The sequence below is a fragment of the Bacillus sp. GW823-FHT06B01 genome (assembly GCF_058952315.1).
Window position 1 is genome coordinate 100,791 of record NZ_JBXAHR010000002.1, and the last position, 13,151, is coordinate 113,941.

Annotated in this window: 13 protein-coding genes; 7 read left to right on the forward strand and 6 right to left on the reverse strand. The window is 35.2% G+C overall.

What is annotated here, in order from left to right:
- Position 1: 1 nt before the first annotated feature.
- Positions 2–232 carry a hypothetical protein gene (locus tag AC1Q8N_RS07470; RefSeq protein WP_048541060.1) on the forward strand — a complete coding sequence of 77 codons (231 nt, stop codon included), beginning with the start codon at positions 2–4 and terminating at the stop codon, positions 230–232.
- Positions 233–459: 227 nt separating this feature from the next.
- Complete coding sequence (locus tag AC1Q8N_RS07475) at positions 460–2,610, forward strand: LTA synthase family protein (protein ID WP_141519941.1); 2,151 nt, start codon at positions 460–462, stop codon at positions 2,608–2,610.
- Between the two features lie 208 nt (positions 2,611–2,818).
- On the opposite strand, the gene AC1Q8N_RS07480 is transcribed toward AC1Q8N_RS07475, so the two are convergent.
- Both AC1Q8N_RS07480 and AC1Q8N_RS07485 read right to left on the reverse strand, forming a co-directional pair.
- Complete coding sequence (locus AC1Q8N_RS07480) at positions 2,819–3,628, reverse strand: alpha/beta fold hydrolase (protein ID WP_098068483.1); 810 nt, start codon at positions 3,626–3,628, stop codon at positions 2,819–2,821.
- Positions 3,629–3,644: 16 nt separating this feature from the next.
- A complete protein-coding gene (locus AC1Q8N_RS07485) occupies positions 3,645–5,675 on the reverse strand; it encodes a catalase (protein ID WP_098076003.1) in 2,031 nt (676 codons plus the stop codon).
- A 182-nt stretch (positions 5,676–5,857) separates the two neighbouring features.
- On the opposite strand from AC1Q8N_RS07485, the gene AC1Q8N_RS07490 reads away from it, so the two are divergent.
- Together AC1Q8N_RS07490 and AC1Q8N_RS07495 are read left to right on the forward strand one after the other, a co-directional pair.
- Positions 5,858–7,114 (forward strand): ATP-binding protein, encoded by a 1,257-nt coding sequence (locus tag AC1Q8N_RS07490; RefSeq protein WP_098076001.1) that lies wholly within the window; start codon positions 5,858–5,860, stop codon positions 7,112–7,114.
- Positions 7,111–8,328 (forward strand): ATP-binding protein, encoded by a 1,218-nt coding sequence (locus tag AC1Q8N_RS07495; RefSeq protein ID WP_098642339.1) that lies wholly within the window; start codon positions 7,111–7,113, stop codon positions 8,326–8,328. Before AC1Q8N_RS07490 ends, AC1Q8N_RS07495 begins: the two co-directional genes overlap by 4 nt.
- 263 nt (positions 8,329–8,591) lie before the next feature.
- Here the strand turns inward: AC1Q8N_RS07495 and AC1Q8N_RS07500 are convergent, their stop codons facing one another.
- Complete coding sequence (locus tag AC1Q8N_RS07500; protein WP_493521152.1) at positions 8,592–9,950, reverse strand: collagen-like domain-containing protein; 1,359 nt, start codon at positions 9,948–9,950, stop codon at positions 8,592–8,594.
- Positions 9,951–10,165: 215 nt separating this feature from the next.
- Positions 10,166–10,330: a hypothetical protein gene (locus tag AC1Q8N_RS07505; protein WP_048540847.1), complete on the reverse strand. Its 165-nt coding sequence runs from the start codon at positions 10,328–10,330 to the stop codon at positions 10,166–10,168.
- Positions 10,331–10,453: 123 nt separating this feature from the next.
- Here AC1Q8N_RS07505 and AC1Q8N_RS07510 point away from each other — a divergent pair, with 123 nt between their 5' ends.
- Entirely contained in the window at positions 10,454–10,777 is a 324-nt protein-coding gene (locus AC1Q8N_RS07510) for an iron-sulfur cluster biosynthesis family protein (protein ID WP_048540845.1), read from the forward strand.
- 195 nt (positions 10,778–10,972) lie between these two features.
- On the forward strand, positions 10,973–11,878 hold the full coding sequence (locus tag AC1Q8N_RS07515) for a DMT family transporter (protein WP_098068486.1): 906 nt from the start codon (positions 10,973–10,975) through the stop codon (positions 11,876–11,878).
- Between the two features lie 28 nt (positions 11,879–11,906).
- Here AC1Q8N_RS07515 and AC1Q8N_RS07520 read toward each other — a convergent pair whose 3' ends face one another.
- Positions 11,907–12,128: a hypothetical protein gene (locus tag AC1Q8N_RS07520; protein WP_000639043.1), complete on the reverse strand. Its 222-nt coding sequence runs from the start codon at positions 12,126–12,128 to the stop codon at positions 11,907–11,909.
- A gap of 291 nt (positions 12,129–12,419) precedes the next feature.
- On the opposite strand from AC1Q8N_RS07520, the gene AC1Q8N_RS07525 reads away from it, so the two are divergent.
- Positions 12,420–12,803, forward strand: a complete 384-nt coding sequence (locus AC1Q8N_RS07525) for an ATP synthase subunit I (protein ID WP_060486665.1) — start codon at positions 12,420–12,422, stop codon at positions 12,801–12,803.
- A 115-nt stretch (positions 12,804–12,918) separates the two neighbouring features.
- On the opposite strand, the gene AC1Q8N_RS07530 is transcribed toward AC1Q8N_RS07525, so the two are convergent.
- Positions 12,919–13,116, reverse strand: a complete 198-nt coding sequence (locus AC1Q8N_RS07530) for a hypothetical protein (protein WP_098642341.1) — start codon at positions 13,114–13,116, stop codon at positions 12,919–12,921.
- Between the last annotated feature and the right edge of the window lie 35 nt (positions 13,117–13,151).

Sequence of the window (13,151 nt, forward strand, 5' to 3'; positions counted from 1 at the left end):
TGTGGTCGATTTTCTTATTTTTTTGTTCATTTTCGTAGTCGGATTTTTTATTATGCAAGTACTCGTTTATCGATTTGCAAAGAAAAACATTCAAAAATATACAAAAATAAAATGGATTCATATGTGGCTAGAGATGAATATGAAAAAAGGACCGAGATTAGATCTTTTTGATTTTGTAGTTATCGTACTTGTATGTATTATATGGAAAGTATGGATGTATTCTCTTGTGTAATAAATATGCCTATATTTGTTAAAATGAAGGAGAATCTGTCATTGTTGATAGGTTCTTTTCTTATGTTAATCATTTTGAACAGCATCATTCATTTATGCTGTTAGAATATAGAGATGAAGAAGCTATATTTTTAAGAAGAAATTAAGGATACGCATGTATAATACAAACACATAGGGAGACTAACTGCATACAAATATGTTATTTTGTATAGGACAACATGTTCGTTGATGCGAGACGAAGGGGTAAAGGAAAGAGGGAATAAATTGCGTTTTAATGTTTTTACACAGCGACGAAGAAGAGATGAATTTCATTTTAGTTTCTCGGCTCAGCAACCGAGACCGAGAAAGAATCTATTAATTTCTATCATTCTTAGTGGAATGTGGGCGATCTGTTTAGAAACGCTATTCTTTGTTATGTTAAGGTCTTTCGAATTTCAGAGAACTAAAGATTTTTTTAATGGGGAAATACCGCTAAGTATACTCATTATTGTTTTGTGGAGTGTACTACTATACATCATTCATTTGAATAAAGGCATTAGTCATAAGCTTAGGCCGACGATTCAAGCTTACATCTTATTATTTTTAATTGCTCATGCAATAAATTGGATATATATTATGATGCAGGAGAATATGAGTCTTGTATCAGTGAATAACTGGGTTTATGAGCGATATGGACAGTATATATTAAGTTTATTATTTATTTATATGGTATATGTTTTTGTGTATAGTTTACTTGGACGAATCTTTTTGAGCGTCACGATAATAAGTTTGGTGCTAATTGTTTTTGGGATTGTGAACCATTTTAAACTCATTTTTAGAGGAGATCCATTCTATCCATCTGATTTCACACAGATTACTCAAATGCAGTCTGTTATACCAATGGTTATGGACTATTTTAGTTGGTGGAATATATTTTTGGGAATATTCGGGATTACCCTGCTTGTATATTTAATTATGTATATACGAAAGCATACTCCAGTTATAAAGCCTAATATAATTACGAGAATTATTTTCATATGTGCTTCTACGTTTATGGTGTATGCATATAGTAATTATCCTAATACATTTATGAGTAATGTATTGCAAAAATATGGGGTAACCTTTGTGGCTTGGAATCAAAATATAAACTATGCTGATAATGGTTTTGTTTTAGGATTTGTCAGTAACTTAGACACGACTGTCATTGAGAAGCCAGAAGAATATTCAAAAGAAACTATGCTACAAATTTCAAATAATATAAAGAAACAATATGGAAGCAATGTAGGGAAAAAAGAAAAGACCGAGAAGCCAAATATTATATTTTTCATGAGTGAAGCTTTTTGGGATCCAACAAAGCTAATGAATCTGTCATTTAGCGAGGATCCGGTGCCGAATTTACATCACTATATTGAGAATTTTCCGGGTGGACAAACAGTATCTCCTGTATTCGGGGGAAACACAGCGAATACAGAATTTGAAGCGTTAACGAGCTATTCAATGAGCTTTTTAAAGCAAGGTTCTATACCATATCAACAAGCGGTGACAGGGCAGAGAGAAATTCCGTCTATCGCAAGTGAATTGAAAAAACATGGATATTACACGAATGCAATTCATGCTTATGGAAGATCATTTTATAAGCGGGATGATGTATATAATGTTTTAGGAATTGATAATTTCAATGCAGAAGATACAATGAACAACGTAGAGGTAGATGGGGATTATATTAGCGATGTATCTATTAGCAAAGAAATAATAGAGGAATTGAATAAGAGAAAGCAACCTACGTTTATTCATGCAGTTACGATGCAAAATCATTTTCCATTCAATCCAGGAAGATTTGAAGAAAAGCAAATAGAAATTAGCGGATTAACAGATGAGGGATCGAAGGCAGAATTAGAAACATATACTGAGGGTGTACGTCGTTCTGATGAGGCTCTAAAATATTTAGTAGAACAAATTCAAGAGCTGGAAAGACCTACTATATTGGTTTTCTTTGGAGATCACTTACCAATATTAGGGGTAAATAAAGCTATCTATGAAGAAGCTGGATATATAGAGAATGAAGAAACTATAAATGAAAGGTTAGCTATGTCAGAAACACCATTGTTAATGTACGCAAATTTCGATTTGCCAAATGACAATTTAGGTTTAGTAAGTCCGATTTATTTTTCTAATCTTGTTTTGGATTATGCAGGGATCAATAAATCACCGTTTTATCAATTTTTATCGGAAATGCATAAAGAAATACCAGTCCTTAAAGATGAGTTAAAGGTTAATAAAGATGGGGAAGAGATAACAGATTTAACAAAGAAACAAAAAGAAATGTTAGAGCAATATAAAATGATCCAATATGATTTACTTGCTGGAAAGCAGTATAGTAAAGATATACTTTTTAAATAGAACAAACAAAAAGAACTTGTATAACGATACAAGTTCTTTTTTTTATAGTATTTAACGGGGTAACCAGACAAGCTGGGTTTAGGGAGTATTACCTGTACATTTAGTATAAATGAAAATGTAATCGTTTTATTTATTGATTTGTGAGAAATATGTGAATTTTAATCTTTTCAAAAAATGCGTTCCAATTGAAGCGATTTGGTATAGATTTTTATGAATGCAAAAACTTTATAAGTTCTTCGTTTAATTCATCCGCTTGATCGATCGGGGAGCCGTGACCACTATTTGTAAGAGGATGTAACTGAGAATTTTTAATCCGCTTTTGCGTAAGTTCAGCGCTTTTGTAAGGGATAAGTTGATCGTGAATACCGTGGAATATTTTTGTTGGGACGTTAATTTTACTTAAATCTTTCGTTACATCTTCATTTGCGGCAGCTTGCAATATTTTGATGAGAGCGTAGGAAGCAGACTGCATGCCGAGATAAGAAAACCATTCTAACGTAGCAGATCCTAAGTTTCTATTGAAAAATGATAAAGATACATCATTTAAAAATTTTGGCATATTGGCATACATTTGATTAATGAGGGTATCTGCTTGTTCTTTTGGGACACCATAGGGAGATTCTTGATTTTTAACGAAAGAGGGAGAAACAGCATCGATTAATACAAGTTTAGAAATACGACGGCCATTGTAGCGGGACATGTACCGAATAGAAAGAGCGCCACCTACTGAAAAACCGACTAATGTAGCATTTTCTACTTGAAGTGCTTCGAGAACAATGGCGATATCGTCTGCTAAACGATCGTATGTGTAACCAGTCCATGGTTTATCAGATTGCCCGTTTCCGCGTATATCCATAGCGATACAGCGGAAACCATGCTGTGGTAAAACATTGAGTTGATATTGGTACATTTGATGATTTAAAGGCCAGCCATGAACGAAAAACACGGTTTTACTACCGGGCCCAGGATTAACGTCTTGCACAAAAATATGCACATCTTTCTCGACGGTAACAAACATAAATTATCCCCCTAACCTATTCATATGCTCTATCCCAAAAGCGTTGTTTCGTCATAGCTTTAATAAATTCATTCGCCAGGAGTGTAGGGTTCTGTTCTATTAAGACACCAGGCTTTCCTTTAATATTTAAAGATTGAATAACAGTAGATCCATTTTGGAAGGCACCGATTGGTTTAAAGTGATTATATGATTCTACGACAAATGAACTCGCTTTATTAAGAAACTGTTCATCGAGGTTTCCTCCAATAAGAAGTAGACCATCATAAAGAAGTGAGGATCCTGTTAAAAAAGTATCATTCACGTCCCAACGTACATTTTGCGTTCCTTGTACAATACCTAATCGTTCGGAAACAATCACTGGCTGCAACCCAACTTGTTTGAATTGATTTAGTATATATTGCGCGTTTTGTCCGTCATATCCATTTGCAACAATGACACCTACTCGTAATGTATTAGGGCTAAATGTCGTATTTGCCATACTGAGTGCTGGCGATGATTTCGTAACGCCCGATTCTTGAATATTTGGGACTTTTGCTCCGATCGCTTCAGCGACTAACGTAGCTAGTTCACTACTAATATGTCCAATCATATTTACGACTTGTTGACGGACTGATTTACTTTTTACTTTTCCTAATTCAAAGGAGAAGGCTTGCATAATATGAACCTTTTCGACGTTACTCATACTATTCCAAAATAAACGTGCTTGAGAGAAATGATCTTTGAAACTGGCGGCTGTTTCTCTCGTTTTATGCCCTGATACAGTGGAAGGATATGTAACGAACCCACCCTTTGTACCAGGTACAGTGTAAGGAGTGTTATTTGCTAAGGAATTATTATGGTAAGCGATTTTTCCTTTATCAATTATATATTTAGAGGCACCATCTCTTTGATTGTTATGAAATGGGCATACTGGACGGTTAATCGGTAATTCTTGATAATTTGTACCGACGCGTGCCAATTGAGTGTCTGTATAAGAAAAGAGCCTACCTTGTAAGAGCGGATCATTGGTGAAATCAATACCACGGACGATACTTCCAGGATGAAGTGCGACTTGTTCCGTTTCAGCGAATACATTATCGACGTTGCAATTTAATGTCATTTTTCCGATGATTTTAACAGGGAAATCTTCTTCAGGCCAAATTTTTGTCGCATCTAATATATCGAAATCGTATTTAAATTCATCCTCTTCTTCTAAAATTTGAATGCCAAGTTCGTACTCAGGATAGTTTCCAGCATTAATATTTTCCCATAAATCACGGCGATGGTAATCTGGATCAGCACCACCTAATTTTTGCGCTTCATCCCAAATTAATGAGTGAATGCCAAGCTTCGGTTTCCAGTGAAATTTTACGAATCGTGACTTTCCATTTTTATTCACTAAGCGAAATGTATGAACGCCAAACCCTTGCATCATTCGAAAACTTCTTGGAATGGCACGATCAGACATAATCCACATCATCATCGCAGCCGATTCTTGGTTATTGGCGATGAAGTCCCAAAATGTATCATGTGCTGTTTGTCCCTGTGGAATCTCATTATGCGGTTCAGGTTTAAGGGCGTGAATAAGATCAGGGAATTTAATGCCATCTTGAATGAAAAAAATAGGAATATTGTTTCCGACTAAATCAAAATTTCCTTCTTCTGTATAAAATTTAACGGCGAACCCTCGTACATCTCGATTTGTTTCATTCGCGCCTTTTGATCCAGCCACTTCAGAGAAGCGAACGAAAAGGGGTGTTTTTTTTGAAGGGTCTTGTAAAAAGTGGGCCATTGTTAGTTCTTCTAAAGATTCATATAGCTCGAAAACACCATGCGCACCGTATCCACGTGCGTGAACGACTCTTTCAGGAATTCGTTCACGGTCAAAATGAGCAAGCTTTTCTCGCATTAGGAAATCCTCTAGAAGGGTAGGACCACGATCACCAGCGGTTAAAGTATTTTCATCATTTGAAATGGTAACACCTGTATTTGTCGTCATTTTCTTTCCTTCATTCTCACGCGTGAAGGATTCCAGTTGTTCTGTTTTTTTATTTTTTTTGCCGTCCACATAAAACACCTCCCATAATATACGTATTATTGTTTATAGCTTTTATGCTTATATAGCCTGAAGACACTCTGCTTTATTGGGATGATTTTCCTCAAATGTTCGATTTATCTTTGTTTGTCTATGAAAATCATTTATTATAATAAATGGTATTCTTCGAGATATTATTTTGAAGGGGTGTTGAAGTGAAAGGAAGTTTTCTATCATATAAAGAAGAAGAAAGGAATGCAAAAATTTTTTTATGGGTGCTATATGTCATTGTTGTTTCATACCAAATTTTCTATGCAATCGTATTAGAAAATAAATCATTAACGGATAGGGGACATAGCATAATATGGCAAGTTATTTGCGGAACTGCAATACTCGGTGTGAATGTATATTTAATAAAAAAAGAGAAAGCGAACCTTGTTAAATATGCATGTGTATTTGCATACATAGGAATAGAAATCGTTAATATACTTTCGTATATGCTTTATAATGAGGCGGCATTTGATGGAGTAAATATAATAGAAATTATTTTCATCTTCTTTGTACCTATATTTTTAAATAAAAAATATTTTGTGTTTGTACTTTCGACAATTGTAGGGAAATATGTTATTTATTTATTTGTATTAAAGGAAGTAAAAGGATTTATGTTCCTCATTATGTATACACTCGTATTAATAGCGGCATACATCATTTTAAATCGATTTATACAATACCTTTCAGCGGTCAAGGAAAGTATTAAGATTGCTAGTGAATCACAAAAATTAGCAGTAATCGGAAAAATGGCAGCGACAGTGGGACATGAAATTAAAAATCCACTTGCTTCATTAAAAGGGTTTACGCAATTACAACGAGAGAAGCATGAGGAGGACCCTATTTACGAACAGATGATATTTGAAATAGAAAATATGAATAATATGATAAGTGAGTTAATGGAAGTTGCTACATGTAAACCTTCTGTTTATAAGAAACATAATATAGGTGAAATTGCATTACAAGCAGTAAAAATTGTTCGCGAAAAAATGAATGAATCTAGCGTCCAGTTTATTTCTAATGTGGAAGAAAAGACGATAGAAGTTGAATGTGATGAGCGGAAAATAAGAGGAGTCTTTCTATATGTCATAAAAAATGCTTTGGAGGCAATGGAGCAAGGTGGCACATTAGAGTTACGGTTAGAAAACAAAGGACAAGATTATGTAATGCTAAGTGTAATTGATAATGGTTACGGTATTAAGAAAGAAAATTTAGCTCGTGTTAAAGAGGCCTTTTATACAACGAAACAAGATAAAATTGGCCTAGGACTTACTGTAGCGAATCGGCTTGTTACTGAGCAGCATCTTGGTGAATTACATATTTCAAGTGAAAGAGATATTGGAACTAGAATAGATATTATGCTCCCGAAGCAACGTGGAAATAATGAAATTCAAGAGGGAGAAAAGCTAGGAGTTACGATATGAATAAAGACGATATATTTAAAAATGAAGAAATGAAGGCACTGAAAATATTTTTAATTTTATTTTTCATTATATTTTTTGTATACGATCTTGCCTACGAATTTATTGTACCTTTAATAGGAGGAGAGCAAGAAGGAGTAGGACAATTTGAAGATGGTTTAGGTTTATGGCTTTATTTTCTAATGGTGATTTTGTTTTGTATTGGAGTATACTTCATGAAATGGAAGAATCCATTTGCAGTGAAATATATTATTCTAATTGGATATAACCTATTAGATTTTATCCATAATTTTATGATTTACTACGGTAGTGATGCTGAGTTTGATGGTGGGAATATAGTAGAAGGATTTTTTATTTTATTTGCCCCACTCTTTGTGAACAAAAGGTATTTTTGGTTAGTTACTGGTATACTTGTTGGGAAATACGCTCTTATAGGAATCATTATTCACTCGTCACTCGTTTTAATCCCGATGGCATTATATAGCGTATTTACTATCATATGCTGGATTATGTTTTTAAGGTTTCAATCTTACGTTCGTACGCTTGAGATGATGGATAAAGAAATACAACAAACAGAAAAGCTAGCAACTGTTGGGAAAATGGCTACAGTTATCGGTTACAAAATTAGAAGACCTCTAGCTAATTTAGATAAATTTGTTAATAAGCAAGCAAATAAATATCCTGAGGATAAAATATATAGTGATATTATGAAACAAGAAGTAGAACGAATTCATACAATCGCTACAGAACTTAGTGGATTTGAGAAATCTAAATCACTAGAATCAGAAGTTCATAATATAGAAGAAATTATCGCTTATGTTATTCGAGTTATGGGAAAGCCTGCTTTAAAGCAAGGAGTGCACATACAAGGTATTTATAGTAAAGACATACCATCGATTACATGCGATGAAAAACGATTAAAGCAAGTATTTTTTAATTTAATTAAAAATGCAATTGAAGCAATGTCAGTTGGCGGAACGATTACGATTAAAGTGACTGTAGAAGATGAAATCATTGTTCAAGTTAAGGATGAAGGTTGCGGTATTCCAAAAGACAAAATTCCGAAGCTAAATGAAGCTTTTTACACAACGAAAGAAACGGGAACAGGTTTAGGTTTAGTAGTTACAGAAAAAATTATTAAAGACCACAACGGTAAAATGAGTTTTGAAAGTGAAGTTGGGGTTGGAACGACTGTGAAGATTGTATTGCCAATGTAATGAAAAAAATTTTAAAAGGGAGATTACTTATTTGAGAGTGATCTCCCTTTTTTATTGTGGATGAGAGTAAGGCATTCTGATAAAGGTAGGCGAGTTAATTATATTAACATAGTGTATATAATTCGAAATCCAAAAAACGGATAAGTTTACAATGATAGTATATACTAAACTTGTCTGTTATTTGTTTTAATTCATTTGTATTTCTATTTGCTGACCCGAATCTCGGGTCTTTTTTTGTTAAATAAATTATTTTTTAGTAAGGGCTATATATCAGTGATTAAAAAAATAGAATATACAGCACTCGCAGTAATTCCAGGGGTAATATAAAGGGATATAGCATCTCCTCTCGAAACTGAGTTTCCAGTTGTAATGCTAGTCCAAGTTACAGTAGCGGGACCTACTGCTGGATTAGGATTAAACACTTGAATTTGTCCTGATACAGTATCCGTTGGTTTAATTGAAAATACTATAGTTCCTGTAATTTTGTCAGTGGTAGTTAAAGTAAGAGTAGATAGGATGTAACTAGAGGTAGGGGCAGTGAGGTTTGTTGGAACATTCCTGCAAATATTAATCGTATAAACAGCAGCAGGTAAGTTATTTACATTTATAGATGCAGCGAAGCCAACTATACTACCGGCTCCAGCAGTGACATATGGAATAACATTGGAGTCAATTCCAGGAGAACCCGCTATACGTTGAAAACCAGCATTTGTTCCTTGAAAAACAATACTTTTCGATGAGGCACTACCGGTGATGCCAGTAGGCCCGGTGATGCCAGTAGGCCCGGTAATGCCAGTAGGCCCAGTAATGCCAGTAGGCCCAGTAATGCCAGTAGGCCCGGTGATGCCAGTAGGCCCGGTACTACCAGTAGACCCAGTAGACCCAGTAAATCCAGTAGGCCCGGTACTACCAGTAAATCCAGTAATGCCAGTGGGTCCGGTACTACCAGTAGAACCAGTAAATCCAGTAGGCCCAGTAATGCCAGTAGGTCCGGTACTACCAGTAGACCCAGTAGATCCAGTAATGCCAGTGGGTCCGGTACTACCAGTAGACCCAGTAAATCCAGTAGGTCCAGTAATGCCAGTAGGCCCGGTAAATCCAGTAGGCCCGGTGATGCCAGTAGGCCCGGTAATGCCAGTAGGTCCGGTACTACCAGTAGACCCAGTAAATCCAGTAGGCCCGGTGATGCCAGTAGGTCCGCTTTCTACTAATACGATATAATCTGGAGATACATTCGGAAATCCTTGAGGTGCATCTTTTTTTACAACATAGCCGCTGCTCGTATACGTGACAACTTGTCCTTTTTTATAGGTGGGAGCGGCTGCTAGACTAAAGGCGGTAGTACTTTGTAAACCAGCTCCTGTACCCCCAGTAGCGCCGATAGCTCCAGTGGGCCCAGTGATGCCAGTGGGTCCAGTGATGCCAGTGGGTCCAGTGATACCGGTGGGTCCAGTGATGCCAGTGGGTCCAGTGATACCGGTGGGTCCAGTGATGCCAGAAGGTCCAGTGATGCCGGCAGAGCCAGTGTTTCCAGTAGGTCCGGTGCTACCAGTGGGCCCGGTGTTTCCGTTAGAACTACTATTGCGTCTGCCGTCGCAACTAAAACAATTACGTGGGTACATGTATGTTCTCCTTTCTATATTTTGAAAAACTAGTTTTAAAAATAGAACCACTATATACATATTATGAATTCTATATTTTTGTGTGTTCAATCGTATTGTGTATAGATTTTAAAATAGAGAGGAGAGTTGAATCGTTATAGAGCCAACGTTTCTCTTGTGGGCCGAAAGTAACACCTAAGTCAAAATTAAGCTGCAAATAAATCTTAAAGTCCTTCTTATTTTTTCATAGCAAAATAAGAAGCGGTTAGGAAAAAAATAAAGCCTACAATCCAACCAATAGAAGGAGAATAAGGAAGTATATGTTGTAATAGCATTCCGCTAGAAATAAAAAAGCTACCGAGTAGGCTTAAGAAGATGGGGTATCGCAGTAATTTGAACATGAGTGATACAACCTCCTTTATTACATATATTGTATATTAGTCTTAATTTTCTGTATATAAATTTAAGAGAAAATGGTGGTACAATGTATGAAGGATATGAGAAGAGAGGATGAAGATTAACATATGTACGTTACTGTAACAGAAGCAGCATATAAAAAGATTATGGATACGATTCCAAATGAAGCGAAATATATAAAGTTATTTTACGATAATGAAGGTTGCGGTTGTGTAATGAGCGGAATTATCGATTTAGTAGCTGTAGCAGAAAAAGATGAGCGCGATGTGGATATCGAATCTAGCGCAATGAATTTTATCGCAGATCGCACAAAGCTTGTATTTATGGATGATAAGTTAACAGTTGATTGGCATGAAGTTGGAGGAACTTTTCAGCTGAAGAGCCCAAGCCAATTTTATAATCCAAATATGAAGTTACACGTTCGAGTGTAAGAAAGAAAAGATGGTCCAAAATATTTTTGGACCATCTTTTTTTATTGTCTAAGTCGCTATATTTAAAAAATCGCTGATATATTTTCATGTACTAAACAAAGAAAACCTCTCCATACAATACAAAGGTTTTTTCACATAATGAAATGTACATATGATTGAATTTTCTGTATAATCTTATTTGCGGAGGGGATATGCATGAGAAGATGGGGGATTGAGTTATTAATTTTAGCAGTCGTTATTATTTGGGGGATTAATTTTACGATTGCTAAATATGGACTTTTAGAATTTACAGCAATTGAGTTTACTGCACTTCGGATGATATCGGCGGCACCGCTTATGTTACTCCTTACATTTTTTATTGAAAAGTCGGTTTATATGGAACGAAAGGATATACCTAGATTAATCATCGTTAGTGTTGTAGGTATTGTACTGTATCAAACGTTATTTATGGAAACTGTCAAATATACGTCCGCTACAAATGCCTCTTTACTCATTTCTATTTCACCTATTTTTACAACTGTATTTGCTATTTTTTTGAAACAAGAAAAGTTTTCTTCTCGAAAGCTCATCGGTTCTATAATTGCCTTTTGTGGTGCTGCATTAGTTTTAGTAGCAGGGCATTCGCTTGCTAGTTCTTTTTATGGTAACGGAATTGGACTTATTACATCAATATGCTGGGGGCTTTATCCTGTTTTAGCAGGTCCATTAATTAAAAAATATTCAGCACTACGTGTTACCGCATGGTCAGCATTAGTTGGCGCGATTCCGCTTTTATTGTTAAGTGGACCACATGTATTTATAATGCCATTTCACATTACACATGGAATGACACTATTCGCTTTACTATATTCCATTTTCTTTGTAACAGTATTTGGTTTAGTGATGTGGTATGTTGGTATTCAAAAAATTGGCGCGTCACATACGATGGTATATATGTATATAACGCCACTTGTAGCTGTTTTATTTGCAGCTATATGGGCAAATGAATATGTATCATTTCAACAAATAATCGGTGGAATTATTATTTTCTTCGGTCTATGGTTTGTGAAATCGGAGAAAGTGAAAATTCATTCTACTGCGGGGGAACCTATATCAAAATAGGAAAACAGATCACCTATGATCTGCTTTCCTATTTTTTTATTTTTGGTAAGAAGACGAGAAATAAGATAGCAGTAATAAGTGGAATTAAGTTTAAAAATGGAATACGGAAGAGTGTGATAAGAATAATACCTGGAAGAAGAACACCGAGGACAGCGTAGAAAATACTATGATTTTTCGTGTACCAATACAATGAAAGTCCAATAAGTGCAGGGATAATGAGGTGAATGAGAGCCATTAAAAAATAAATCATTAGACGCCCCCTTTATTTGTGTACTTATTACATCATATCCGTATGTTCATAGATTGATATCACTTTTTTCATAAATGGACGAAAAATGTTTGGAAAAACGTCACAAATTATGAGGATATGATGTTTGAAATCTTGTATAATATTATTTCCTGAAAACATTCAAACAACATAAACATAATGTTTATGTTGTTTTTAATTTGAGTGAAATGAATTTTAAGTAGTATGAACTCGAAAGAAATGAGTTATACAGCTTTTGTTGGATAGATAAAAATTACTGAAGAGGAGAACAGCATGATTAGTATGTCATTAAGATCATTTAAAATTCAATCGTATTATTTACTAGGTTTTCTTTTGCTAGGATGGATGTTAACACCGTTTTCAGCTCATTTTCTAGGTGCTGGAATTGGACTTATCGTAAGTATGTATTGTGTTTGGCTTTTAGGGAGACGAATTGAGAAGCTTGGAGATAGTATCGTAAAGAAAACGAAAGCACCGACGCTCGGTATGTTTAATCGTTTTGCAGCTGCCATTTTGGGCGCTGTTATTATGTACGAAATTGAGCACCACATGGTTATGTGGGCATTTGCAGTAGGGATTCTGGGTGGTTATTTCTTAATCGTTGTGAATTTAGGCTACTATAGTATGAAAGATGAGGAAGAATTAACAAAAGGCTAAAAAGATAAAAAGCCTCTTTTTAGATGGAATAGAGGATCCGGCGAGGGGGAGTTACAATAGGAAGCATAATTTTGCATAAAATACAGGTTTCGGCTTCCTATAAGCTAACATGAAATCACGTATTAGTATGACTCTTATGTTCTTTAAAAAAGGTGGATATAATACAACAAATTATTCCGGTAATTAGAATAATATATTTTATCGTTTCATTTGTATGCTCAAATAAATTAACGTTAAGCGTCACAAGTCCCCAAAACATTTGGATCGCTCCATAACTGAATAAAATTTTTCCTGTACGAGAAAAATTTTTCATAGCCCTCATCCTTTCCTGTATATGTAAATTGTATC